This is a genomic window from Streptomyces sp. SID5464 (assembly GCF_009862985.1).
GTDB classification, from domain to species: Bacteria; Actinomycetota; Actinomycetes; order Streptomycetales; family Streptomycetaceae; genus Streptomyces; species Streptomyces chartreusis_D.
This window is the reverse complement of record NZ_WWIQ01000005.1, coordinates 183694-208163: the sequence shown is the minus strand read 5'-3', so window position 1 is coordinate 208163 and position 24470 is coordinate 183694. Positions and strand designations below refer to the sequence as shown.

Sequence of the window (24470 nt, the reverse complement as noted above, 5' to 3'; positions counted from 1 at the left end):
CGGTCGTCCCATGGACGTCGTAGAGCTCCTCCCCCGTCTCCACCTGCTGCGCTTCCCGGTCGGCCAGGCCTACCTCTGGCGCGACGGCGACGACCGCGCCGGCCACGGCGAGCTGACGCTGATCGACGCCGGGCCGCCCCGCTCCGGCGCCCCGATCGCCGAGGCCGTGACAGCGCTCGGCCGTGATCCGCGGGACGTACGGCGGATCGTGCTCACCCATTTCCACTGGGACCACGCGGGCGGCGCGGGCGAGTTCGCCGCGCTCAGCGGTGGGGAGGTGCTGGCGCATCGGCTGGAGGCGCCCGTCGTACGGGGCGAAGTCCCGGGCCCTGAGCCGGTGTTCGAGGACTGGGAGCGGCAGCTGCACGAGCCCGCGCTCGAGCACCTGCCCGAGGGCGACCACGTCCGGCCCGGGACGGTCACCGCGGTGTCGGGCGGGGACGTGCTGGATGTGGGCGGCGGCGCGCACGTCGTCCACGTGCCGGGCCACACGCCGGGCAGCATCGCGCTCCATCTCCCGGAGCACGGCGTGCTGTTCACGGGTGACACGGTTGCGGCGTCACCGGTGGACGGCTCGGTGATCCCCGGTGTGTTCAACCTCGATCGCGGCCAGATCCTCGCCGCCTGCGGGCGACTGGCGGAGCTCGACGCGGACGTGGCCTGCTTCGGTCACGGGGACCCGGTGCTGGGGCAGGCGGCCCGGGCGCTGAGGAACGCAGCGCGCGCCTAGCCGAGCGCCGGATCGAGGACGATGTCCTCCTCGCGCGCCGCGACGGTCGGCTCCTCGGGGAAGTGGCAGGCGGTCAGATGGCCCGCGGGGCTGCCCTCGGCGCTGACCAGTCGCGGTTCCTCGGTGGCGCACTTGTCCTGGGCCTTCCAGCAGCGGGTGCGGAAGCGGCAGCCGGACGGCGGGTCGATCGGCGAGGGCACGTCGCCGGCCAGCCTGATGCGCTCGCGGCGCTGCGTGGCGTCCGGGTCGGCCTCGGGCACGGCGGACAGCAGCGCGTGCGTGTAGGGGTGCCGTGGCCGGGTGTAGAGCGACTCCCGATCGGCCACCTCGACGATCTTGCCGAGGTACATCACGGCGACGCGTTCGGAGAAGTGCCGTACGACGGCGAGGTCGTGGGCGATGAAGACGAAGGCGATGCCGAACTCCCGCTGGAGGTCCTGGAGCAGGTTGACGACCTGCGCCTGGATGGAGACGTCCAGCGCTGAGACGGGTTCGTCGGCCACGATCAGCTTGGGCCGCAGGGCGAGGGCGCGGGCGATGCCGATGCGCTGGCGCTGCCCGCCGGAGAACTCGTTCGGGTAGCGGTTGTAGTGCTCGGGGTTGAGTCCCACCGTCTCCAGGAGTTCCTGGGCGCGCCGCTTGTGGCCCTGGGGCGGGTTGATGCCGTTGAGCCGCATCGGCGTCTCGATGATGGTGCCGACGGTGTGCCGGGGGTTCAGCGAGGAGTACGGGTCCTGGAAGATCATCTGGAGGTTGCGGCGAGCCTGAAGCATCCGCGCGGCGGGCCGGTGGGTGATGTCCTCGCCGTCGAACACGATGGAGCCACCGGTGGGTTCCAGCAGCCGGGTGATGAGACGGCCGGTGGTGGACTTGCCGCAGCCGGACTCGCCGACCAGGCCCAGCGACTCGGCGGGCCCGACCGAGAAGTCGATGCCGTCGACGGCTCGTACGGCTCCGATCTGCCGCTGGAAGATGATGCCCTGCCGGAGGGGGAAGTGCTTCTGCAGACCGCGCACTTCGAGGAGGTTCTCCCCGGTGGGGCGGTCGGTGGTCTGCCCGGTGAGGGGCTGGGTGGTGCTCACGTCATGCTCCCTTTCGTCCGCCGCCGTCACTGCGCGGCCCGTGCGGCGTCGGCGCCGCGGTCGTCCGGGCCGGTCCCGCCGCGGATCTCCTGCTTGGCCTCGTCGGTGAGATGGCACGCGGCGAGGTGCCCTCCGGTGCCGGAGACGAGGCGCAGCTCGGGCCGTTCCACGGTGCAACGTCCCTCCGGGGCCCAGCCCTTGTAGGCGCAGCGGGGGTGGAAGGAGCAGCCGTCCGGCAGGTTGATCAGGCTCGGCGGGGTGCCGGGGATCGGGTTCAGCCGTTCGCCGACGTCGCCGGTGAGGTGCGGCATCGACTGCAACAGGCCCCAGGTGTAGGGGTGCTCGGGCTGCTTGAGGACCTCGCGGGTGGTGCCGTACTCGATCCGGCGGCCGCCGTACATGACCAGGATGTCGTCGGCGACGTCGGAGACCACGCCGAGGTCGTGCGTGATGATGACGACGGCGGAGCCGAACTCCTCCTGCAGATCGCGGATCAGGTCCAGGATCTGCGCCTGGACGGTGACGTCCAGGGCGGTGGTGGGCTCGTCGGCGATGAGCAGGGCGGGGTCGCAGACCAGGGACATGGCGATCATGGCGCGCTGGCGCATGCCGCCGGAGAACTGGTGCGGGTAGTCCCTGACCCGGCGTTCGGGCTGCGGGATGCCGACCCTCTTCAGCATCTCCACCGCGCGGTCCTTGGCCTCCTTCTTGGAGACCTTGTGGTGCACGCGGTAGGCCTCGGCGATCTGGGAGCCGACGGTGAAGAAGGGGTGCAGCGCGGAGAGCGGGTCCTGGAAGATCATGGAGACCGTGCGGCCGCGCAGTTCGCGCATCTGGGCCTCGGGCAGCGCGACGAGTTCCCTGCCCTCCAGCCAGATCTCGCCGGAGACCCGGGCGCGGGTGCCCTTGTGCAGTCCGAGCAGGGCCAGCGAGGTCACCGACTTGCCGGAGCCGGACTCGCCGACGATGCCGAGGGTCCTGCCCTTCTCCAGGGTGAAGGAGACGCCGTCGACGGACTTGACGAGGCCGTCCTCGGTCGGGAAGTGCACCCTCAGGTCGCGTACGTCGAGGAAGGGCGCGGGCGCGGGTGTGACGTCCGCGGGCTGCGGTGAGGTCTGAACGGACACGGGTGTTCCTAAGGACGAAAGAGGGTCTCAGGCGAGGCGCACGCGCGGGTCGACGAGCCCGTACACCAGGTCGACGACCACGTTGGCGAGGACGACGAACGTCGCGGCGAAGAGCGTGGTGCCGAGGATGACGGGCAGGTCGGAGTTCTGGACGGAGTCGACCGCGAGCTTGCCGATGCCGTTGATGCCGAACACCGACTCGGTGATGACCGCGGAGCCGCCGATCAGGGAGCCGACGTCCATGCCGAAGATGGTGATGATCGGGGTGATGGCGGCCCGCAGTCCGTGCTTGAGGACGACGGTGGCGGCCGGCAGGCCCTTGGCGCGGGCGGTGCGCATGTAGTCCTCGGCGAAGACCTCCAGCATGGAGGAGCGGGTGAGCCGGGTGTACATCGCGAGGTAGACGATGACCAGGGTGGTCCACGGCAGGATCAGGCCCTGGAACCAGGCGGCCGGGTTCTGGGTGATCGGCGTGTATCCGGAGGTCGGCAGGATCTGGAACTTGTCGACGAAGAGGTAGAGCAGGAGCAGACCGATGAAGTAGATCTGCACCGACACGCCGAACAGGGCGAGTCCCACCGCCGCCTTGTCGGCGGCCCGGCCCCTGCGGACCGCTGCCGCGGTGCCGAGGCCGACGCCCAGGACCAGGAAGGCCACCGCGGCGCCGAGTCCGAGGGACAGGTCCGCCGGGAAGTCCTGGAGCAGGGTGGTCAGGACGGGGGTGTCGGTCTGGAAGGAGATGCCGAGGCAGGGCGCGCCGCAGTGGATGCGGACGCTCTGGTCGCCGTAGTCACGGCCCACGACCAGCCCCTTGACGAACTCCCAGTACTGCGTCAGGTAGCTCTGGTCCAGGCCCAGCGAGTGTTTGATCTCCGCGAGACGGGAGGGCGAGCAGGTCTTTCCGCAGGCCAGGAGGGCGGGGTTGGACGGCAGCGCGAAGAAGATGAAGAAGGTGATCGTGGTGATCACCAGCATGATCACGGCTGCTGCCAGCAGGCGTCTGATGAGGTAACGAAACATGGGGTGCCGGGACCTGACGTGAGGGGGATGCCCGCCGGCGGCCCTTGCCGCCGGCGGGGTTCAGAGGGGATGCGTCACTGCTTGATGTAGGCGTGCACCAGGCTGGGTTCGGCCATGATCGAGTCGTCGATGACACCGCCGACCTTCGAGCCGCTCACCTCGCTGAAGTTCATGTACATCAGCGGGACCACGGCGGCGTCCTTCAGGATCTGCTCGTCCAGGTCCCCGTAGGCGGCGTTGCGCTGCTTGATGTCGGTCATCTTGCCGATCTTGTCGATCTGCGCGTTGACCTTCGGGTCGTTCAGGTACGAGAGGTCGTTGTTGGACTGCGGGAGCTTCTTGATCTGCCGACCGTCGAAGAGGGTGGGCAGCACGGTGGAGGCGTTGGGCCAGTCCGCGATCCAGTCGCCCCAGGTCAGGTCGTACTGGTTCTTCACGTTGTCGACGGTGCTGAAGTAGTTGTTCTTGTCGATGGGGGTGATGTTCACCGTGATGCCGATCTTCGCGAGCGCGGTCTTCACAGCGTCGGCGAAGTGCTCGTGCGTGGGGATGTTCTCCACCGCGAGCGACATCGTCGGCTTCGGGTTGCCGGCCTGCTTCATCAGGGCCTTGGCCTTGGTGAGGTCACCGGCGGGGTTGCTGCTGTAGAGGTTGAAGTCCTTGTGGCCGTCGATGCCGGGGGCGAGCATCGTGGTGGCGTAGTTGCCGTAGGCCGAACCGCCGAAGGCACCGCGCACGGTGGTCTTGTCGACGGCGTACTCGATCGCCTCGCGGACCTTGATGTCCTTGACCCGGTTCATGTTGATCGCCATGTAGTTGATGCCCGGGGCCGGGATCTTGTAGTAGCGCGACTTGAGCGACGGGTCGCCCGCCATCGTCGTCAGGTCGGAGCCGGCGATCGGGGTCTGCGTGATCGCGGTCTGGGCGGAGCCGCCGTCGGACTTGATCTGCTGGTCGATGGCGGCCTGGTCCTGCCCGAACTTCGCGTCGATCTCGTCGAGGTTCTGCTGGCGGATCGGGTCGGTCGCCTGGCTCCAGTTCTTGTTCCGGACGAGGACCATTTCCTTGTTCTTGGTGTACGACTTGATCATGTAGGGCCCGTCGGACCAGACATGCGTGTCGTACGTGGCACCCGTGTCGTGGGCCTTGGGCACCGCCGACCACCCGGTCATGGCCGTCGTCTCGTTGAAGTCGGCGACCGGCTGGTTGAGGTGGAAGACGAGGGTGTACTTGTCCGGCGTCTGGATCGAGGCCAGCTGCTTGCCCTGGTACGGGCCCTTGTAGGAGTCGCCGCCGACCAGCCACTGACTGGCGTACGGCGGACCGCCGTTGATGTCCGGGGAGAAGGCCCGCTCGACGCCGTACTTGACGTCCTGGGCGGTGACTTCGGAGCCGTCCTGCCACTTGACCCCGTGACGCAGGTGGAAGGTCCACACCGTCGCGCCCTTGGTGGGTGTTCCGGTGTCGGTCGCCAGGTCGCCGACCAGCTTGGGCTGGGACCCCGTCTCGTCCCATCCGGTGAGGGTGCGGACGAGCTCGTAGTCCATGCTCGAACCCTCGGTGGTGTACGTCCGCTGAGGGTCGATGTGGTTGAAGTCGGCGTCGTCGAGGATCGTCAGCGTGCCGCCCTTCGACGGGGAGCCGCTGCCGGTGTTGCTGGAGGAACCCCCGCATGCGGTGGCCCCCAGGGCGATGACCACGGCGGTTGCCGTGAGAGCGACCGTGCGCGATCTGCGCGTGCTGCGCGTCATTGAGGAAACTCCGTTTCTTGCTACGGGCTCGGCGGCCGTTCGTGGGGCCGCCGGGCCGACACTCGGGAAGGGGTGGCTTGTCAGCCGCGCCGGGCGCGGGGGTCCAGGGCGTCCCGGACCCCGTCACCGAGCAGGTTGAGCGCCAGGACCAGGAGGAAGAGCAGGACGCCGGGCACGAAGAGGTACATGGGGTCCTGGAGGAAGAACTGGGAGGCGTCCGACAGCAGCGCTCCCCAGTCGGGGTTGGGCGGGATGACGCCGACGCCCAGGTACGACAGGGCCGCCTCGGTGGTGATGTTCTGCGGGACGGCGAGGGCGAAGGAGATCAGGATCGGCGCCCACAGGTTGGGCAACAGCTGCCGGAAGAGGATGTGCCGCCGGCCGGCGCTCATCAGCCGCGCGGCGTCGACGAACTCCCGTTCGCGCAGGGACAGCACCTGGCCGCGCACCAGACGGGCGGTGTACGCCCAGGCGAAGACGGCGATGTTGAGGACCAGGACGAGCAGCCGGAGGTTCTCGTCGGTACCGCCGTGGCTGTTGGTCTGGAGGGCGTTCTGGATCACCGGGGTGAGCGCGATGATGAACAGCAGCTGCGGGAACGCCAGCATCACGTCCATGACCCGGGACAGCAGGGAGTCGACCCAGCCGCCGAAGTAGCCGGCCGCGAGCCCTGCCACGACACCGACCGCGGTGGACAGCACGGCCGAGGCGAAACCCACGTAGAGGGAGGTGCGCAGGCCGTAGACGATGCGGGCGAACAGGTCGTAGCCGGTGCCGGGTTCGACGCCGAGGAGGTGCTGGGCGCTGATGCCGCCCAGGGATCCGTAGGGGAAGTTGCCCGTGTCGGGGTTGATCGCCTTGTTGTCGGGGGTGATCGGTCCCCAGCTGGTCAGCGCGGTGAGGACCGGCGCGAGCAGCGCGATCGCGATGAACAGGAGGGTGGCCACCAGGGCGGCCATGGTGACCTTGTCCCGCCGGATCCGCTTCCAGGCCATGCGAGCCGGTGAGCGGCCGGCGACGACCGTGTCGGCGGGGCGGAGGTCCTGCGTCGACGGCTCGGTCAGCAGCGCGGTGCCGCCGCCGGCGTCGGCCGGCTGGTGTTGCGTGGTCATCGTACGGACATCCCGGATCTGCCCCTGAGGCAAGGAAATTGAGTGGCGGTCGTAAGCGCCGCCGTGAGACTCTGCGGACTTTCGCAACGACGTGCGAGTCCGGTCAAGCCGCGCAGGGGCCAGAAAAGGGATTGTTTGCGGTCATGGAAAAGTGTTGACGAGCAATGGGAATGTGATTACCCGCCGCGTGAGGGAGTGCGGGAGATTCCTTGGGCAGCGATTGGCAGTGGCCCCTCGGACGTTTCCTTTTGCTTTTCCCTCGGAATCCCCCGCGCCGGGTAAAGGGCACGAGCGGAGAGCTCGACGTCAGCCGACCGGCACACCGGCTTCCAGATAGAACGCCGCTCCGCGTTCGCGTGCCCTCAGGGCCCAGCGCAGCCGCTCGTAGCGCACCGGCGGGAGCAGGTCGGCGGCCTCCTCCTCGGTGACGAACCGCCAGTCGCGCAGCTCCGGCCCGGGCAGCAGCAGCCGTCCGGCCTCCGCGGAGTCGAGGCGGCCGCCGTCGAAGAGCAGCCGCAGTCCTCCGAACCCGGGGGGCGAGGGACGCTCCCAGTCGACGACGAGCAGGCTCGGTACCTCGTCGAGGTGGATGCCGGTCTCCTCGGCGACCTCCCGCACACCGGCGCGGGCGGGCGCCTCACCGGGTTCGACGACCCCACCGGGGAACTCCCAGCCGGCCTTGTAGGTGGGGTCGACGAGCAGCACCCGGTCCTGTTCGTCGAAGAGGAGCACTCCGGCGGCGAGTGTCTCGGCGGTGGGCTCGGGCGTCTGCACGATGTCGCAGACGGGCACGGATCCGCTGTTGACGGCCTCGGCTATCCGGGCGGCGGTCTCGTGGGGCGTGAGGTCGCTGGTGTCGACCGGGTGGGCGTCGGCGGTGAGCCAGGAGGCGAGGGCGGCGCGGTACGGCTCGATGTGGTCGAAGGACCACTGGCGTATTCGCAGCTCGCCGTCGGGCGCGTCCGGTGGAACCTCACGGCCCGCTATCCGCTCCCGCAGTATCGTTTCGGCCGGAGCGAGCAGGATGTGGCTGACCGGAATCCTGCGGGCGGCCAGGCCGCCGAAGATCTCGTCGCGGTACTCCTGGCGCAGCAGCGTCATGGGGACCACCAGGGTCCCGCCGAGCTCGGCGAGCATCGCGGCCGCCGTGTCGATCACGAGGCGTCGCCAGATCGGCAGGTCCTGGAAGTCGCCGACCTCCGCGAGGCGTTTGGGCGGCAGCAGATACCGGAGCGCTCCGCCGATGACCTCGGGGTCGAAGAGCGTGCTGTTCGGGATCAGTTCGATCAGTTCCTGTGCGGTGGTGGTCTTCCCCGCACCGAACGCGCCGTTGATCCAGACGACGGTCACAGGTCCCCCTCTTCTGTTGGCCCCCTGAGGCTTGCCCGCTCCACCCTGCCACGGAAACCAGCCGCAGTTGAGGGCGCATGACGACGGCGCCGGCGCCCCCCGCGAGCGAGGAGCGACGGCGCCGTGGCCGGGGCCGGAGCGGCCCGTCAGCCCTTGTTCTTCTGGGTGCCCTTCTTCTGGGGACCCTTCTTCTTCTGGACGCCATCCTTCCCGGCCACGGACAGGCCGTCCTTGCCGACGGCCTGGTCGAGCGTCTTGAGGGTCTCGTCCACGTTGATGGCGGGGAGCTTCTCCCCGATGGCGTGCGACGGAGTGACCGCGGCGACGACGAAGCCGGTGGCCAGGGAGGCGATGGCGAGCATGCTGCGCTTCTTCATGCCCGACTCAACGGCCGGACCCGCTCCGGGGTCACGCCGCTGGGCCGTTCGGGGGAAGCGGTCGGCTTCACCCGGGCCCCTTACCCCCAGGTGCCGGGGCCGCCGCCGCGCCACTCGATCAGGCCCGTCGCCGCCACGTACGCCTCGTCGGCATCCTCGATCCCTGCCCGCCGCAGGAACTCTGCGACATCCAGCAGCCCGTACGCGATCCCGAGGAACTGGTCGTCCACGCGTACCCGCCGGCCACCGTCCGCGGCGGGCGGGTAGACCACGACGGGCTTCACGGACGCCATGGCACCAGGGTGCGCGGGAACGGCGCCGGGCGCTCGCCGGAGTGGGCCGTTCAGCCGGCCTTCTGCGCCTGGCGGAACTCGTGGACGTCGGCGGTGAGCGTGCCGTCCTGCTGTTCGTAGTGGGACAGGGCGAGTCCGAGACCGAAGAAGGTGGGCGCCCATTCACCGACGAAGATGCCCCAGCGGTCGGCGCGGGCGACGTTGGTGCCGGGTTCCACCTTCAGAGAGCCCATCCAGGCGACGACGCTGAGGCCGACGGATGCCATGGCGGCCATGTAGGCGTGCTCGCTGCGGACGCCCATCTCGTGCATCTTCTTGATGATCATCAGCGGCTCCGTTCTGTGTGGGGTTTCGCAGACGGAGTGCCCTCGAAGCGTGCCGCTATTCGCCCTTTTTGCGACTTATGTGAAGGATGGGTTGCTGCGGACTGCCGTGCGGCCGCGTACACCGTGGCGCACTCGCCTCACGGCAGTCCCTGGGACCCGCGTCAGGCGCCCACGTACGCCGCCAGGTGCTCCCCGGTCAGGGTGGAGCGGGCCGCGACGAGGTCGGCCGGTGTGCCCTCGAAGACGATCCGGCCGCCGTCGTGGCCGGCGCCGGGGCCGAGGTCGATGATCCAGTCGGCGTGCGCCATGACGGCCTGGTGGTGCTCGATGACGACGACCGACTTGCCGGAGTCGACGAGCCGGTCGAGCAGACCGAGCAGTTGCTCCACGTCCGCGAGGTGGAGGCCCGTGGTCGGCTCGTCGAGGACGTAGACGCCGCCCTTGTCCGCCATGTGCGTGGCCAGCTTGAGGCGCTGTCGCTCGCCGCCGGAGAGCGTGGTGAGCGGCTGGCCGAGGGTGAGGTAGCCGAGTCCGACGTCGGCGAGCCGCTCCAGGATCTTGTGCGCGGCCGGGGTGCGCGCCTCGCCGGCGCCGAAGAACTCCTCGGCCTCGGCCACCGACATCGCGAGCACCTCGCTGATGTCACGGCCGCCGAGGCGGTACTCCAGCACCGAGGCCTGGAACCGCTTGCCCTCGCAGTCCTCGCAGGGGGTGTCGACGCCGGCCATCATGCCGAGGTCGAGGTAGATGACGCCGGCGCCGTTGCAGGTGGGGCAGGCGCCCTCGGAGTTGGCGCTGAACAGGGCCGGCTTCACACCGTTGACCTTGGCGAACGCCTTGCGGATCGGGTCCAGCAGCCCGGTGTACGTCGCGGGGTTGCTGCGCCGCGAGCCCTTGATCGGGCTCTGGTCCACCGAGACGACCCCCGCATCGGCGGGGACCGACCCGTGCAGGAGGGAGCTCTTGCCGGAGCCTGCGACACCGGTGACGACGGTGAGCACTCCGAGCGGGATGTCGACGTCGACGTTCCGGAGGTTGTTCGCCGTCGCGCCCCGGATCTCCAGCGCGCCGCTGGCCTTGCGGACCGTCTCCTTGACGGCGGCCCGGTCGTCGAGATGACGGCCGGTGACGGTGTCCGCGGCCCGCAGCCCCTCGACCGTGCCCTCGAAGCAGACCGTGCCGCCGTCCGTGCCGGCGCCGGGGCCGAGGTCGACGACGTGGTCGGCGATCGCGATCGCCTCCGGCTTGTGCTCCACCACGAGCACCGTGTTGCCCTTGTCCCGCAGCCGCAGCAGCAGGTCGTTCATCCGCTGGATGTCGTGCGGGTGCAGGCCGATGGTCGGCTCGTCGAAGACGTAGGTGACGTCCGTGAGCGACGAGCCGAGGTGGCGGATCATCTTCACGCGCTGCGCCTCGCCGCCCGACAGCGTGCCCGCCGGCCGGTCGAGCGAGAGATAGCCCAGGCCGATCTCCACGAACGAGTCGAGCGTCCCCTGCAACGCGGTGAGCAGCGGCGCCACGGAGGGCTCCGAGAGCTTCCGGACCCACTCGGCCAGGTCCCTGATCTCCATCGCGCAGGCGTCGGCGATGCTGATGTCGTCGATCTTCGAGGATCTGGCGCCCTCGCTCAGCCGGGTGCCGTCGCACTCGGGACAGACGGTGAAGGTGACCGCCCGCTCCACGAACGCCCGGATGTGCGGCTGCATCGCCTCCTTGTCCTTGGACAGGAACGACTTCTGGATCTTGGGGATCAGTCCCTCGTAGGTGAGGTTGATGCCGTTGACCTTGATCTTGACCGGTTCCCCGTAGAGGAAGGCGTGCATCTCCTTCTTGGTGTACTCGCGGATCGGCTTGTCCGGGTCGACGAAGCCCGACTGGGCGTAGAGCTGCACGGTCCACTGGCTGTCCGACTTCCAGCCGGGGATGGTGAACGCGCCCTCGGACAGCGACTTGGAGTCGTCGTAGAGCTGGGTGAGGTCGATGTCGGAGACCTTGCCGCGGCCCTCACAGCGGTTGCACATGCCGCCGGTGCGCTCGAAGGTCGCCTTCTGGGCCTTGGTCCTGGCGCCGCGCTCGACGGTGATCGCGCCGCTCGCCCGGACCGAGGCGGTGTTGAACGAGTACGCGCTGGGCGGGCCGATGTGCGGCTTGCCGAGCCGGCTGAAGAGGATGCGCAGCATCGCGTTGGCGTCGGTGGCGGTGCCGACCGTGGAACGGGGGTCGCCGCCCATCCGCTGCTGGTCCACGGCGATCGCGGTGGTCAGCCCGTCGAGCACGTCGACCTCGGGCCGGGCCCGGTTGGGCATGAAGCCCTGGAGGAAGGCGCTGTAGGTCTCGTTGATCAGCCGCTGCGACTCCGCGGCGATCGTGTCGAACACGAGCGAGCTCTTGCCCGAGCCGGAAACGCCGGTGAACACCGTCAGCCGGCGCTTGGGGATCTCGATGCTGACGTCCTTGAGGTTGTTCTCGCGCGCGCCGTGCACACGGATCACATCGTGGCTGTCGGCGACGTGCGGCCCGGACGACTGTCTGTCCGTCCTCGTGGCCATGCTCATCGGTCTCCATCTGTCGGGCGGGGCTGCCGCGGTCGGACGATCTGGTGTCCCCGCGCCGGCCCGGAGGTGCGGCGCGGGGGTGGTGCGGGTGGATCCGTGGGCCGGCTGCTGCCGGGCCGTCACGGCTTGAGCTGCTGGATGCGGACCATGTTGCCCGCGGGGTCGCGGAAGGCGCAGTCACGAACGCCGTACGGCTGGTCCGTGGGCTCCTGGACCACCTCGGCATCGCCCGCCTGCACCCGTTCGAAGGCGGCGTCGACGTCGCGGGTGGCCAGCACGATGCTGGCGTAGGTGCCCTTGGCCATCATCTCGGCGATGGTCTTGCGCTCGTCCTCGGTGATGCCGGGGTCGGCGGCCGGCGGATGCAGCACGATGTTCGTGCCGGGCTGGCCGACGGGGCCGACCGTGATCCAGCGCATGCCCTGGTATCCGACGTCGCCCCGCACTTCGAAGCCGAGGGTGTCGCGGTAGAACGCCAGGGCGGCGTCCGGGTCGTCGTGCGGAAGGAAACTGGCGTGAATGGTGAGGTCCATGGCCATCACGCTAGTTTCGGCCCGGGGTGGGCGCTTCTCGATTCCTGATCGGTCTGGTCACCTGTTTCGCCACGCACGACGGAATTCCCGCGGTGGCGAGGACCGCCTGGCGCCGGTAAGCGCTGGGCGGCATGCCGACCAGCTCGGTGAAGCGGGTGCTGAAGGTGCCCAGCGACGAGCAGCCGACCTCGAAACACACCTCGGTGACGCTGAGGTCCCCGCGGCGCAGCAGCGTCATGGCGCGCTCGATGCGGCGCGTCATGAGATAGCTGTACGGAGACTCGCCGTAGGCGAGCTTGAACTCGCGGCTGAGATGGCCGGCCGACATGTGCACACCCCGGGCCAGCGCCTCGACGTCCAGCGGCCGTGCGTACTCCCGGTCGATCCGGTCCTTGACACGGCGCAGGAGTGCGAGGTCGCGCAGGCGCTGCGCCGGGGCGGGTCTGCTGCTCACATGCGCGATCGTGCCACATCGCACGGACATTCGGTCCCTTTCCGAGAGAAAGCCCGGTATCCCGGTCCGGCGCCCGTCAGGTGTAGTACGTGTCGAACGATCCGATCCACCACGCGGCGAGCGGCAGGAGGCACACCTGCACGCCGGCCGTGATCCAGCACCGGCCGAACACCGCGACCCCGAAGGTCCACCACGCCGTGGTGCGCAGCGCACTCACCACTCCGGCCTGGTACCCCTGCCCGGTGGGGTCGGTCATGCCGGGGTAGCCCATCCAGTCCTCGGTGAAGACACCGTCCGCCCCGAACACGATGGCTGCCGACACCAGCCACAGGTCGGCCAGCAGGGCCGTCACGGCGAGCGCCACGTCGAAGCGCAGGTACGCGCGCGCCGGCACCAGCAGCCGTGCCACGGGGTGTCCGCGGCGCCGCATCCAGTGCTCCGGCCAGACGCGCACGAGCGTGACGGCGGCGTACACCAGCGCGCCGATCGCCGCCGCCCATCCGCCCATGAAGGCGAGCCCGAAGAACAGGATTCCGACACCCACGCCGGACCAGATGGCGCCCGCGGCGGAGTGGTTCCCTCCGCATCACAACATGCCGGGCTCAGGGACGTTCCGGGCTCAGGAATGTGCCGGGCGCCGGAGAGCCCGCCTGAACGTTCCTGCCCGTTCTCACACCCCCGCCGCGGCCGCGTCCGTCCGCCTCGCCAGTGCGGCCGCCGCCGCGCCCACCAGCCCGGCGTCGGTGCCCATCTGGGCCGGGGCCACGGTCAGGTGCCGGACGAAGGACAGCGTCGCGTAGGCGCTCAGGGCCTTGCGCAGGGGGGCGAACAGGACGTCGCCGGCCTTGCCCACTCCCCCGCCGATCACGGCGATGTCGATCTCCACGAGGGTCGCCGTCGCGGCGATCCCGGCGGCCAGGGCCTGGGCGGCCCGCTCGAAGGAGGCGACGGCGACCGGGTCGCCGGTCCGGGCCGCGGCGGCCACCGCGGCGGCGGAGGTGTCGCCGTCGGGACCGGGCCGCCAGCCGTTCTCCAGGGCGCGCCGGGCGATGTTGGGGCCGCTCGCGATGCGCTCCACGCAGCCGTGCGAGCCGCACGGGCACAGATCGCCGTCGAGATCCACGCTGATGTGTCCGATGTGGCCGGCGTTACCGGTGGGCCCGGCGTGCAGCCGGCCGCCGAGCACCAGGCCGCCGCCGACGCCCGTGGAGACGACCATGCACAGCGCGTTGTCGTGGCCGCGGGCTGCGCCCTGCCAGTGTTCGGCCGCCGTGATCGCCACACCGTCACCGATCAGCTCGACGGGCAGGTCCCCGGCCGCGGCCCTGACGCGCCCGACGAGCGGGTAGTCGCGCCAGCCGGGCACGTTCACCGGGCTCACCGTGCCCGCCGACCGGTCCACCGGGCCGGCGCTGCCGATCCCGACGGCCGTGGCCCGTCCCCAGAGCGGCGACCCGGTGAGTTCACCGAGCACCTGCTCCACGGCCCGCATCACGGTGTCGCCGTCCTCGCGGGCGGGCGTCGGCCGCTGGGCGCGGACCAGGATCCGTCCCTGGCCGTCCACCAGAGCGCCGGCGATCTTGGTGCCGCCGATGTCGAGCGCGGCCACGAGGTCGGTGTGCATGAGTGTCGGAACTCCCCGTCTACGGTGAAAGGACTGGCCGGCCAGCAGCGGAGCACGGTCCGGAGATTGCGGTGGACAGTCTCCCCCGAGCCTGACAACGTTGTCCAGGCTCTATGCTCGACGCCACATCCTCATACAAATCCAGGACCGACGCACTCCAGTAGACGACAGGACAGGACACCGCACCGTGCCCGAGACCAACCTCCGATCCGCACCGCGCTACGGCACCCGGCCGACCATGAAGGACGTCGCGGCACGCGCCGGGGTCGGGCTCAAGACGGTCTCCCGCGTCGTGAACGGGGAGCCGGGCGTGACCCCGGAGACGGAGCGGCGTGTCCAGGAGGCGATCGACGCCCTCGGCTTCCGCCGCAACGACAGCGCGCGGGTGCTGCGCAAGGGCCGTACGGCGAGCATCGGACTGGTCCTGGAGGACCTCGCGGACCCGTTCTACGGACCGCTGAGCCGGTCGGTCGAGGAGGTGGCCCGCGCGCACGGCGCCCTGCTGATCAACGGCTCCAGCGCGGAGGACCCGGACCGCGAGCAGGAGCTGGTGCTGGCCCTGTGCGCACGGCGGGTGGACGGGCTGGTGGTGATCCCGGCCGGGGACGACCACCGGTATCTGGAGCCGGAGCTCAAGGCTGGTGTCGCCACGGTGTTCGTGGACCGGCCGGCCGGGCACATCGACGCCGACGTGGTCCTCTCGGACAACTTCGGCGGTGCCCGGGACGGCGTCGCCCACCTCATCGCGCACGGGCACCGCCGGATCGGCTTCATCGGCGACATGCCCCGCATCCACACCGCAGCCGAGCGGCTGCGCGGCTACCGGGCGGCGATGGAGGACGCGGACATACCGGTGGCGGACTCCTGGATGTCCCTGGGTGCCACCGACCCCGAGCGGGTGCGCAGTGCGGCCGAGGGGATGCTGTCCGGCCGGAACCCGGTCACCGCGATCTTCGCCGCCAACAACCGAGTGACGGTCACCGTGATCCGCGTGCTCGCCGAGCAGGCCCGCCGGGTCGCCCTGGTCGGCTTCGACGACATCGAGCTCGCCGACCTGCTCCAGCCGGGCGTCACCGTCGTCGCCCAGGACGCGGCGGCCATCGGCCGTACCGCCGCGGAACGCCTCTTCCGGCAGCTGGACGGCACCCTCGTCACCCCCGAGCGCATCGAGCTGCCGACCCGGCTGATCACCCGCGGCTCGGGCGAGCTGCCCCCGGCGGACTGAGCGGCCCATGGAGCATACGGAGCGCATGGAGCACCTCACCGATCGCACGCTGCGAGCCCTCGGCCTGGCCGGGGCCCCGCGCGAGCACCCCCTGACCTATCCGGGCGCGTGGCCCGCCGACTCGGGGCTCCTCGACGGGGACTGCTTCCTGCCGCTGGACCGGCTGGTGCACGAGGACCGCACCCCGGTTCTCGCCATCGGCTCGAACGCCTGCCCGGGGCAGCTGCGGCACAAGATGGAGGAGTTCGGGATCATGTCGCCGATCCCCATGGTGAAGGCCCGGGTGACGGGCGTCGACGCCGGTGTGTCGGCGCATGTGAGCCGCATGGGGTACGTGTCGGCCTCGCCCGTCAGCGCCCCCGACACCGTGCGGGAGTTGTTCGTCATCTGGCTCGACGCCGAGCAGCTCGCCGTGATCGACGCGAGCGAGGGCGTGCCGCTGCCGGCCGGCAACTACGAGCGTGCCTGGCTGCCCGCGCCCGACGTGCGCGTCGACCTCGCGGACGGCACCCGCCTGCCCGGCGCGTACGCGTACGTCAACCGGCACGGTGTCCTGCACGACGGCACCGGCGTGCCGCGCGCCCACCCGGGCCAGCGGGTGCTGCTCACCGAGCTGCTCGTCGGCCTGCCCCGCTTCCGAGAGCTGTTCGGTGTCGTGCCCGAGGAGTTCTGCGCGCGGGCCCGCTCCGACCGGCGGCTGTGCGAACGGGGCACGCGGCTGTTCGTCGAGGAGAAACTGGTGACGGCCTCGGGGCTGGAGCGGTACGCGGCGGTGTCGCTGCGCGCTCAGCAGACCGGGAGCCCGGGGACGGGCGCGTCGTTGTCGCCGCCCTTGATGTAGACGTCGCTGACCCAGACGTCCGTGTTGCCACTGTCGTCGTCCGTCTTCGCCCACCAGACGTTGGTCCACCGGCCGTCGGTCTCTCGCCGGCCCAGGTTCTGCTGGCAGTAGAAGTAGTTGGTGCCCGCCTTGAGGACGCCGGCCTCGGCGCCGGAGGCGGTGTACGACGTGGCGGTCTTCCAGACCTGGCAGTTGTACTTGCCGCCGCCGATGGCGTGGCAGACCGGGGCGGGCGTGGTGGAGCCGCCGCCTGTCGCGCCGCCCTCGCCGGAACCGCCGCCTCCGGGGGCGCCGTCCGAGGTCCCTCCGATGGTGCCGCCGGAGGACTCGGCGGGGGCCGGGGTGGTCGCCCGCCCGGTGGGCTCCGACCCCTTCCCGCCCCCGGGCTTCTTCGACGGGGCCTTCCCCTGCTCGTCGCCCTGCCCCTCGGGCCTGGGGGCGTTCGAACCGTCGTCGGTACGACCGGACCCGGACGCGGAGGCCGCGCCATCCGCACGGGCGGCGTCGGTTCGCGGGCCCGGATCGGTGCCGCCGGAATCGCTCAGCACGGCGACCGTGGCACCTGCCGCCGCGAGCACGACGGTGACGGCCGCGGCCACGAGGAGGACGCGGTTCTTACGGCGAGGCGTGGCGCGGGAGTTCATGGGGCCGGTGGGAGCGGAGGCGCCCTGGCCGGTACTGCCCGGCCCGGCCGGCCCGAAGCCCGGGGCCGATCCGGGCTGTCCCGGCGTGCCGGTGGACCGGAAGGCGGCAGCGGTGCCGAAGCCCGGTGTGCCCGCGTCCTCGGGCGGCCCGGCGGCACCCGGCTGGACCTGCTGGGGCGGTCCGAATCCCGGCGGTACCGAGGGGACACTGCGCTCCGTCTCAGGCCGCGGGGGCGAGGGAACCGGCCCTCGCAATGATGACGTCGGCGTGTCCGTGCCGCCCGAGTCCGCGACGGCCTGGAGCATCTCGCGGGCCTGGTGGGCCTTCGGGCGGCCCTCGGGGCGCTTGTCCATCAGCTGCTGGAGGACGGGGGCGAGAGGGCCGGCGCGGCGGGGCTCGGGCAACGGCTCGGTGACGATCGCGGTGAGCGTCGAGAACGTGGACGTACGGCGGAAGGGCGAGGTGCCCTCGACGGCCGCGTAGAGCGTGGCGCCCAGGGCCCAGATGTCGGAGGCGGGGCCCGGGTCGGCGCCCTGGGCCCGCTCGGGGGCCAGGTAGTCGAGGGAGCCGACGAGTTCCCCGCTGCGGGTGAGGTGCGTGGCCGAACCGTCGCCCGGGTCGTCCATGGTGGCGATGCCGAAGTCGGTGAGGACGACCCGGCCCGAGCGGTCGAGCAGGATGTTGCCGGGCTTCACGTCGCGGTGCAGGACGCCCGCGCGGTGGGCGGCGGCCAGGGCGTCCATGACCTTGGCGCCGATTCCGGCCGCCTCGCGCGCGTCCAGCGTGCCGCGGTCGCGCAGCACGTCGTCCAGGGAGGGCCCGTCGACCAGCTCCATGACGATGAGCGGGCGGCCGTCGACCTCGGCGATGTCGTGCACGGCGATGACACCGGTGTGGCGCACCCGGGCCGCCGCACGCGCCTCGCGCTGCATCCGCAGTTGCAGATCGGCCAGTTCGGGGCCGGCCGCGTCGGTGTAGGTGCGCAGTTCCTTGACGGCCACCTCACGGCCGAGGACCTCGTCGACGGCCTTCCAGACGACGCCCATGCCACCGCGCCCCAGCCGGGCCGTGACGCGGTAGCGGCCCGCCAGCAGCCGGCCGGCCCCGTCCCCCTGCACGTACTCCCCCGTAGACACCGCTGCCCCGTTCCTCCGACCCCACAGGGTCCACTGACACGTCCGTACGTGGCGTACAGACTACGGGGCGGCGGTGACGACGAGAGTCGGTGGCGACTGCTGTGACAGGGCCGGTACGTAGGGCCGGACCGTGGGAGAGGAACCGTCAGGCGGACGCCGTCAGGTCGCCCCGGCGGGGTGCCGCGAAGCTCTCCAGGTCGGCGCGGGTGAGGCCGGTCAGCCGGGCGACCTCCCCGATGTCCAGGGCGCCGCAGTCCAGGCCGCGCAGCAGGTAGCCGCTGAGGGCCTTGGCGGTGGCGGGTTCGTCCATGACGTCGCCGCCGGTGCGGTTGGCGTACCGGGCGAGGCGGGCAGCGGCCTGTTCGAAGCCCTCGCGGTAGAAGGCGAAGACGGCCGCGTACCGGGTGGGGAGGTGGCCGGGGTGCATGTCCCAGCCCTGGTAGTAGGCGCGGGCCAGGGCGCGGCGCGTGAGGCCGTAGTGCAGGCGCCAGGCGGCGTGCACCTTCTCGGTCGGGCCGACGGGCAGGACGTTGGTGGATCCGTCCGAGACGCGCACGCCGGTGCCGGCCGCGGCGACCTGCATGACGGCCTTGGCGTGGTCGGCGGCGGGGTGGTCACTGGCCTGGTGGGCGGCGGAGACGCCGAGGCAGGCGCTGTAGTCGAAGGTGCCGTAGTGCAGGCCGGTGGCGCGACCCTCGGCGGCCTGGATCATGCGGGCGACGGTGGCGGTGCCGTCGGCGGCGAGGACGGACTGGCTGGTCTCGATCTGTATCTCGAAGCCGATCCGGCCGGGCTCCAGGCCGTGCGTCTTCTCGAAGGCGTCCAGCAGCCGCGCCATCGCGGTGACCTGCTCGGCGTAGGTCACCTTGGGCAGGGTGAGCACCAGTCCGTCGGGCAGCCCCCCGGCCTCCATCAGGCCGGTGAGGAAGATGTCGAGCGTGCGGATGCCCCGGGCCCGTACGGGCGCCTCCATGCACTTCATGCGGATGCCCATGTAGGGGGCCGCGGTGCCGTCCTCGTACGCCTCGGCGACGATCCGGGCGGCGCGGGCCGCGGCTTCGTCCTCCTCGGCGTCGGGGCGGTTGCCGTAGCCGTCCTCGAAGTCGACGCGCAGGTCCTCGATCGGCTCGCGCTCCAGCTTGGCGCGCACGCGCGCGTGGACGGGCTCGGCGAGTTCGTCGGCCAGGCCGAGGACGGCGGCGAAGGAGGCGGCGTCCGGGGCGTGTTCGTCGAGGGCGGCCAGGGCACGATCGCCCCAGGAGCGGACGGTGTCGGCGACGAAGACGTCGCCGGGGACGTAGACGGTGTGGACGGGCTGGCGGGTGCCGGGGTCTCCGGGGTAGCGGCGCTCCAGTTCGGCGTCGACCGGCGCGAGGGAGGCGCTGATCTCCTCGCTGACGGCGCCCGCGAGGCTCGTCGCCACCTTCTCCTGCTGGCCCTGACCCATTCCGAGACCCTCCTGTTTTCCGCTGTACGGAATCAACAATCCGTAGAGCGAAGCTATCGGCCGACCTTCCCGCTGGTCAACACCGTCTTGCGACGGGATTCCCTATCCTTCACCCTCTGTCACTGCCGACCCGCCCGCATCTTCCGTATTCACAAGGCAAGCTTCATCCTGACGTGCAAGGGGAGGGAGAACACGTGCCGAACGAGGTCGGAGTGACGCGCCGCCACGGACTCAAGGCAGCGGCGGCCGCCGCCGTCGCAGGACCGCTGCTCACCACCGCAGGGCCCACACACCCCGCTTCCGCCGGCGAGCACGCGGGCGCCCTGAACGTCATGACGTTCAACGTGCGCTTCGCGACCGTCGTCGACGAGACACCGCGCTGGGCCGTGCGCCGGCCGGTGATGCGAGAACTGCTGCGCCGCGAGCGACCGCACGTCATCGGCACCCAGGAAGGGCTCTACCAGCAAGTGCGCATGATCGAGAGGGATCTCGGCGGGCACTACGAGTGGATCGGCACCGGACGCGGGGGCGGCAGCAAGGACGAGTTCATGGCGATCTTCTACGACACGCGCAGACTCGACCCGGTCGAGTTCGACCACTTCTGGCTGTCCGACACGCCGTACACGATCGCCTCGAACACCTGGGACGCGGACTGGCTGCGCATGGTGACCTGGGTCCGTTTTGCCGATCTCGCCGACGGGGGAAGGGAGTTCTACGTCCTCAACACCCACCTGGACAGTGTCAGCCAGTACGCCCGCGAACGCTCGGCGGGACTCATCGGCGAGACGATCGCCGGGTGGGACCGGTCGTTACCGGTCATCGTCACCGGCGACTTCAACGCGGCCGCCCACGACAACCGCGTGTACGACCTCATGCTGGACATCGGACTGGTGGACGCCTGGGACGCGGCGGCCTCACGGAGTCCGGCGTACGGGACGCACCACGGCTACCGGGAGCTCAGGCCCGGCGGGCGGCGCATCGACTGGATCCTCACCACGCCCGGGGTGACCACGCACTGGGCCGGGATGAACACCTTCAGCGTGGACGGGACGTATCCGAGCGACCATCTGCCGGTGCAGGCCTCGATGACCCTGGGATGAGAGAGGCCCCCGTGACCGTTCGTGCGGTCACGGGGGCCTTCTGCAGCCCGGGTCGATCAGCCCTTGCGGGTCTTGATCTCCTCGGTCAGCTGCGGGACGACGTCGAAGAGGTCGCCGACCACGCCGTAGTCGACCAGGTCGAAGATCGGGGCCTCGGCGTCCTTGTTGATCGCCACGATCGTCTTCGAGGTCTGCATACCGGCACGGTGCTGGATCGCGCCGGAGATGCCGGAGGCGATGTACAGCTGCGGCGAGACGGACTTGCCCGTCTGGCCGACCTGGTTGGTGTGCGGGTACCAGCCGGCGTCGACGGCGGCGCGCGAGGCACCGACGGCCGCGCCGAGGGAGTCGGCGAGGGCCTCGATGATCGCGAAGTTCTCCGCGCCGTTGACGCCACGGCCACCGGAGACCACGATCGCGGCCTCGGTCAGCTCCGGACGGCCCGTCGACTCACGCGGCGTACGGCCGGTGACCTTGGTGCCGGTGGCCTGCGCGGAGAAGGACACCGACAGCGCCTCGACCGCACCGGCGGCCGGAGCCGGCTCCACGGCCGCGCTGTTGGGCTTGACCGTGATGACCGGGGTGCCCTTGGACACACGGGACTTGGTGGTGAAGGACGCGGCGAACACCGACTGGGTCGCCACCGGGCCCTCGTCGCCGGCCTCCAGGTCGACGGCGTCGGTGATGATGCCCGAACCCAGACGCAGCGCCAGACGGGCGGCGATCTCCTTGCCCTCGGCGGAGGACGGGACCAGCACGGCGGCCGGGGAAACGGCCTCGTGGGCGGCCTGGAGGGCGTCCACCTTCGGTACGACCAGGTAGTCGGCGTACTCGGCGGCCTCGTGCGTGAGGACCTTCACCGCGCCGTGCTCGGCGAGCGTGGCGGCGGTGTCACCGGCGCCGTTGCCCAGCGCGACGGCGACCGGCTCGCCGATGCGGCGGGCCAGGGTCAGCAGCTCCAGGGTGGGCTTGCGGACGGCACCGTCCACGTGGTCGACGTAGACGAGAACTTCAGCCATGGGACTTCTTCTCTCCTGCTTGCGAAAGATGAGGGGCGGTCAGCGAATGCGGGGCTCAGATGAACTTCTGGCCCGCGAGGAACTCAGCGAGCTGCTTGCCGCCCTCGCCCTCGTCCTTGACGATCGTGCCCGCGGTACGGGCCGGACGCTCGGCCGCGTTGTCGACCGTGGTGTAGGCGCCCTCCAGGCCGACCTCCTCGGCCTCGATGTCGAGGTCGGACAGGTCCCAGGACTCCACCGGCTTCTTCTTCGCCGCCATGATGCCCTTGAAGGACGGGTAACGCGCCTCGCCCGACTGGTCGGTCACCGACACGACCGCCGGCAGGGACGCCTCCAGGTTCTCGGAAGCGGCGTCGCCGTCGCGGCGGCCCTTGACCGTGCCGTCCTCGACCGACACCTCGGAGAGCAGGGTCACCTGCGGCACGCCCAGACGCTCGGCGAGCAGCGCGGGGACGACGCCCATGGTGCCGTCGGTGGAGGCCATGCCGGAGATGACCAGGTCGTAGCCGGCCTTCTCGATCGCCTTGGCCAGGACCAGGGAGGTGCCGATGGCGTCGGTGCCGTGGATGTCGTCGTCCTCGACGTGGATCGCCTTGTCGGCGCCCATGGACAGCGCCTTGCGCAGGGCGTCCTTGGCGTCCTCGGGGCCCACCGTCAGGACGGTGATCTCCACGTCGTCGTCGGAGTTCTCGGAGATCTGCAGCGCCTGCTCGACCGCGTACTCGTCGAGCTCGGAGAGCAGACCGTCCACGTCGTCCCGGTCGACGGTCAGGTCATCGGCGAAGTGCCGGTCGCCAGTGGCGTCGGGCACGTACTTCACAGTGACAACGATCCTCAAGCTCACGCCGGCTCTCCTACTGCATCGTCATTTCCATGCTGCCTACTTGCAGGCAGCATAGGCGCCTCAAGCGGCCGATCCCGGTCGGGGCGACCCACGCTCCGAGCGGAATATTACTCGTCAGTACACCCAGTTCGTTCCCGCTAAGCAAGCGCTTTGAACTGTGACCTTCGCAACGCAGCGTAACCGGAACTCGACGGTCCCGCAGCACGGGGGACACGCGGATCAGTCGCGCAGGCGGTTGAAACGTCCCTGGTGGTAGAGGAGTGGCCGGGCGGTGCCCGTGGAGTCGCCGCGCACGACCTCCGCGATCACGATCCGGTGGTCACCGGCGGGCACGCGCGCGACGACCCGGCCCACCAGCCAGGCCAGCACGCCGTCGAGCACCGGGACACCCTCGGGCCCGTCCCGCCAGGCGGTGGGCGGCCCGAAGCGGTCGGCGCCGCTGCGGGCGAAGGTGGCCGCCAGCTCCTGCTGGTGCTCGCCGAGGATGTGCACGCCGACATGCTCGGCCACCGCGATCGCGGGCCAACTGGAGGAGCCGGTGCCGACCCCGAAGGACAGCAGGGGCGGCTCGGCGGAGACGGAGGCCAGGGAGGTGGCGGTGAAGCCCACCGGGCCGGCGTCGCCACGGGCCGTGATCACGGCGACCCCTGCCGCGTGCCGTCGGAAGACCGAGCGCAGGAGGTCGGGCGTGGCGAGAAGGTCCGCAGGCATGGGGTCAGGCTGACGATAAATGGTTGGCGCAGTCAAGTTCGTTCCCGGATGTGGGAGATGGCTCACTGACCGGGTCGCGTCCCTCACACCGCCTCCCCCAGCGCGGCGATCACATCGGCCTTGCGCGGCTGCCCGGTGGCCCGCCGCACCACCCGGCCGTCGGCGTCGAGGACCAGCACGGTCGGGGTCTTGAGGATGTCCAGCCGCCGCACGAGGTCCAGATGGGCCTCGGCGTCGATCTCGACGTGGGTGACACCCGGCACCATGCCGGCGACCTCGCCGAGGACCCGCCGGGTCGCCCGGCAGGGCGCGCAGAACGCGCTGGAGAACTGCACGAGCGTGGCCCGCTCGCCCAGTTCCGCGCCCAGCTCGGCCGGGTCCAGCCGCTTGCCGTCGTCCCGCCCGCGCACTCGCACTCTCCCGCTCCGCCGCCGTTGCAGCACTCCATAGGCGCTCGCCGCCGCGAGCACCAGTACGCACACCACCAGTCCGGTCATCACCTGCTGCAAGCGTTCACGAGACCGCAAAGATTCCCGCCCACCCAATCGGGCCGTGCTGCGGAATGCTTGGTTCCCATGGACATCGATGCACGAGGGCCGCGTTTCGGCGCGGCCGTGACGACCGTCGTCCTGGCGGTCGTCCTGGTCACGGGGAACGCGTGGCTGCTGGCCTGGCAGACGCTGGCGTTCCTGCTGGGCGCGGCGGGCGGGGTGACCCGGTCGCCCTACGGCCTGCTCTTCGCCAAGGCCGTACGGCCGCGGCTCGGGCCGCCGACCGCCTTCGAGCCGCCCGAACCGCCACGTTTCGCCCAGGCGGTGGGGCTGGTTTTCGCCGGACTAGGGCTCGTCGGCTACAGCCTGGGACCCGGCTGGCTGGGTCTCGCGGCGACCGGCGCAGCGCTCGCGGCCGCCTTCCTGAACGCCGTGTTCGGGTACTGCCTCGGGTGCGAGATGTACCTGCTCATGCGGCGGGTGACGGTACGCGCGGAGTAATGGGGGCGTAAAAGCACGAGGTGGGATCCGGCGGCGACGTGACGAGAATCTCCTCACGGGCGGGCACGGGGACTGGCTACCCGGCCGTTCTTCGGGCACGATCTGCGACAAGCCGTAAACCTACGGCTGCGTAACTTTCCACTGGGAATCCCTTCCCAGGCAGAGCAGGAAGGGTC

At 70.7% G+C, this 24470-nt stretch carries 25 protein-coding genes; 5 read left to right on the top strand and 20 right to left on the bottom strand.

The window, feature by feature from the left end; all coding sequences use genetic code 11:
• The first annotated feature begins 10 nt into the window (after positions 1-10).
• Positions 11-730, top strand: a complete 720-nt coding sequence (locus GTY47_RS05830) for an MBL fold metallo-hydrolase (protein ID WP_010037610.1) — start codon at positions 11-13, stop codon at positions 728-730.
• On the opposite strand, the gene GTY47_RS05825 is transcribed toward GTY47_RS05830, so the two are convergent.
• The 14 genes from GTY47_RS05825 to GTY47_RS05760 all read right to left on the bottom strand — a co-directional run bounded on the left by GTY47_RS05825 (position 727) and on the right by GTY47_RS05760 (position 14334).
• Entirely contained in the window at positions 727-1812 is a 1086-nt protein-coding gene (locus tag GTY47_RS05825; RefSeq protein ID WP_010037607.1) for a dipeptide ABC transporter ATP-binding protein, read from the bottom strand. The genes GTY47_RS05830 and GTY47_RS05825 overlap by 4 nt on opposite strands.
• Before the next feature lie 26 nt (positions 1813-1838).
• Positions 1839-2939 carry an ABC transporter ATP-binding protein gene (locus GTY47_RS05820; protein ID WP_010037604.1) on the bottom strand — a complete coding sequence of 367 codons (1101 nt, stop codon included), beginning with the start codon at positions 2937-2939 and terminating at the stop codon, positions 1839-1841.
• 27 nt (positions 2940-2966) lie between these two features.
• Positions 2967-3959, bottom strand: coding sequence for an ABC transporter permease (locus GTY47_RS05815; protein ID WP_010037602.1), 993 nt, complete (start codon positions 3957-3959; stop codon positions 2967-2969).
• 74 nt (positions 3960-4033) lie between these two features.
• On the bottom strand, positions 4034-5710 hold the full coding sequence (locus tag GTY47_RS05810; protein ID WP_010037600.1) for an ABC transporter substrate-binding protein: 1677 nt from the start codon (positions 5708-5710) through the stop codon (positions 4034-4036).
• Positions 5711-5790: 80 nt separating this feature from the next.
• A complete protein-coding gene (locus GTY47_RS05805; RefSeq protein WP_010037597.1) occupies positions 5791-6822 on the bottom strand; it encodes an ABC transporter permease in 1032 nt (343 codons plus the stop codon).
• 306 nt (positions 6823-7128) lie between these two features.
• Complete coding sequence (locus tag GTY47_RS05800) at positions 7129-8172, bottom strand: NUDIX hydrolase (RefSeq protein WP_010037596.1); 1044 nt, start codon at positions 8170-8172, stop codon at positions 7129-7131.
• Between the two features lie 146 nt (positions 8173-8318).
• Positions 8319-8549 (bottom strand): hypothetical protein, encoded by a 231-nt coding sequence (locus GTY47_RS05795; RefSeq protein WP_040902865.1) that lies wholly within the window; start codon positions 8547-8549, stop codon positions 8319-8321.
• A gap of 80 nt (positions 8550-8629) precedes the next feature.
• Complete coding sequence (locus tag GTY47_RS05790) at positions 8630-8842, bottom strand: hypothetical protein (protein ID WP_010037590.1); 213 nt, start codon at positions 8840-8842, stop codon at positions 8630-8632.
• A 50-nt stretch (positions 8843-8892) separates the two neighbouring features.
• On the bottom strand, positions 8893-9168 hold the full coding sequence (locus GTY47_RS05785) for a hypothetical protein (RefSeq protein WP_010037589.1): 276 nt from the start codon (positions 9166-9168) through the stop codon (positions 8893-8895).
• A 161-nt stretch (positions 9169-9329) separates the two neighbouring features.
• Positions 9330-11723, bottom strand: a complete 2394-nt coding sequence (locus GTY47_RS05780) for an excinuclease ABC subunit UvrA (protein WP_010037588.1) — start codon at positions 11721-11723, stop codon at positions 9330-9332.
• Positions 11724-11842: 119 nt separating this feature from the next.
• Positions 11843-12256 carry a VOC family protein gene (locus GTY47_RS05775; RefSeq protein ID WP_010037586.1) on the bottom strand — a complete coding sequence of 138 codons (414 nt, stop codon included), beginning with the start codon at positions 12254-12256 and terminating at the stop codon, positions 11843-11845.
• A 10-nt stretch (positions 12257-12266) separates the two neighbouring features.
• Positions 12267-12710 (bottom strand): helix-turn-helix transcriptional regulator, encoded by a 444-nt coding sequence (locus GTY47_RS05770; RefSeq protein ID WP_029181005.1) that lies wholly within the window; start codon positions 12708-12710, stop codon positions 12267-12269.
• A gap of 76 nt (positions 12711-12786) precedes the next feature.
• Positions 12787-13254: a hypothetical protein gene (locus GTY47_RS05765; RefSeq protein WP_010037583.1), complete on the bottom strand. Its 468-nt coding sequence runs from the start codon at positions 13252-13254 to the stop codon at positions 12787-12789.
• Positions 13255-13380: 126 nt separating this feature from the next.
• On the bottom strand, positions 13381-14334 hold the full coding sequence (locus GTY47_RS05760; protein WP_010037582.1) for an ROK family protein: 954 nt from the start codon (positions 14332-14334) through the stop codon (positions 13381-13383).
• A 187-nt stretch (positions 14335-14521) separates the two neighbouring features.
• On the opposite strand from GTY47_RS05760, the gene GTY47_RS05755 reads away from it, so the two are divergent.
• Together GTY47_RS05755 and GTY47_RS05750 are read left to right on the top strand one after the other, a co-directional pair.
• The gene (locus GTY47_RS05755) at positions 14522-15559 is read left to right on the top strand and encodes a LacI family DNA-binding transcriptional regulator (RefSeq protein ID WP_010037581.1); all 1038 of its coding nucleotides are present in this window, start codon (positions 14522-14524) and stop codon (positions 15557-15559) included.
• Positions 15560-15566: 7 nt separating this feature from the next.
• The gene (locus tag GTY47_RS05750; RefSeq protein ID WP_231911197.1) at positions 15567-16400 is read left to right on the top strand and encodes a hypothetical protein; all 834 of its coding nucleotides are present in this window, start codon (positions 15567-15569) and stop codon (positions 16398-16400) included.
• On the opposite strand, the gene GTY47_RS05745 is transcribed toward GTY47_RS05750, so the two are convergent.
• Together GTY47_RS05745 and GTY47_RS05740 are read right to left on the bottom strand one after the other, a co-directional pair.
• Positions 16346-18181, bottom strand: coding sequence for a serine/threonine-protein kinase (locus tag GTY47_RS05745; protein ID WP_010037579.1), 1836 nt, complete (start codon positions 18179-18181; stop codon positions 16346-16348). The genes GTY47_RS05750 and GTY47_RS05745 overlap by 55 nt on opposite strands.
• 145 nt (positions 18182-18326) lie before the next feature.
• Complete coding sequence (locus tag GTY47_RS05740) at positions 18327-19628, bottom strand: aldolase/citrate lyase family protein (protein ID WP_010037578.1); 1302 nt, start codon at positions 19626-19628, stop codon at positions 18327-18329.
• Positions 19629-19822: 194 nt separating this feature from the next.
• Between GTY47_RS05740 and GTY47_RS05735 the strand changes: the two genes are divergently transcribed.
• Positions 19823-20728, top strand: a complete 906-nt coding sequence (locus GTY47_RS05735) for an endonuclease/exonuclease/phosphatase family protein (protein WP_010037575.1) — start codon at positions 19823-19825, stop codon at positions 20726-20728.
• A 56-nt stretch (positions 20729-20784) separates the two neighbouring features.
• Here the strand turns inward: GTY47_RS05735 and GTY47_RS05730 are convergent, their stop codons facing one another.
• The 4 genes from GTY47_RS05730 to GTY47_RS05715 form a co-directional block, all read right to left on the bottom strand.
• On the bottom strand, positions 20785-21747 hold the full coding sequence (locus GTY47_RS05730; protein WP_010037574.1) for an electron transfer flavoprotein subunit alpha/FixB family protein: 963 nt from the start codon (positions 21745-21747) through the stop codon (positions 20785-20787).
• A gap of 55 nt (positions 21748-21802) precedes the next feature.
• Complete coding sequence (locus GTY47_RS05725; protein ID WP_010037573.1) at positions 21803-22591, bottom strand: electron transfer flavoprotein subunit beta/FixA family protein; 789 nt, start codon at positions 22589-22591, stop codon at positions 21803-21805.
• Positions 22592-22810: 219 nt separating this feature from the next.
• A complete protein-coding gene (locus GTY47_RS05720; protein WP_010037571.1) occupies positions 22811-23302 on the bottom strand; it encodes a flavin reductase family protein in 492 nt (163 codons plus the stop codon).
• An 83-nt stretch (positions 23303-23385) separates the two neighbouring features.
• Positions 23386-23799 (bottom strand): thioredoxin family protein, encoded by a 414-nt coding sequence (locus tag GTY47_RS05715; protein ID WP_029181003.1) that lies wholly within the window; start codon positions 23797-23799, stop codon positions 23386-23388.
• A 78-nt stretch (positions 23800-23877) separates the two neighbouring features.
• Between GTY47_RS05715 and GTY47_RS05710 the strand changes: the two genes are divergently transcribed.
• A complete protein-coding gene (locus GTY47_RS05710; RefSeq protein ID WP_010037569.1) occupies positions 23878-24294 on the top strand; it encodes a DUF4395 domain-containing protein in 417 nt (138 codons plus the stop codon).
• Positions 24295-24470: the final 176 nt, after the last annotated feature.